1 protein-coding gene is annotated in these 201 nt (G+C 80.6%); it reads right to left on the bottom strand.

Annotation, left to right across the window (positions count from 1 at the left end):
* A partial coding sequence (locus GTW67_RS03200) for a UbiA family prenyltransferase (protein ID WP_161163264.1) occupies positions 1-201 on the bottom strand: 201 nt, incomplete at both ends.

Here is a 201-nt window from a genome sequence, read left to right as displayed (position 1 = left end):
GAGGGCGGCGGCCGGGCGGATACGGCCGGACGGGATCGGGCGGTGCGGGCGCTCCGCCGCGTCCTCGGCGCGGTCGGCCCAGTCGTTCAGGGCCATGCCGGCTTCGTACAGGCACAGGGAGGATCCGATGGCGAGCAGGGTGCGGGGCCCGGGGCGCGCGCCGGCCGCGGCGGCACCGGCCAGGGCGTCGCCGGGGACGGT

The organism is Streptomyces sp. SID5910, from assembly GCF_009862125.1.
Taxonomy (GTDB): domain Bacteria; phylum Actinomycetota; class Actinomycetes; order Streptomycetales; family Streptomycetaceae; genus Streptomyces.
This window is presented reverse-complemented; position numbering and strand designations above follow the sequence as displayed.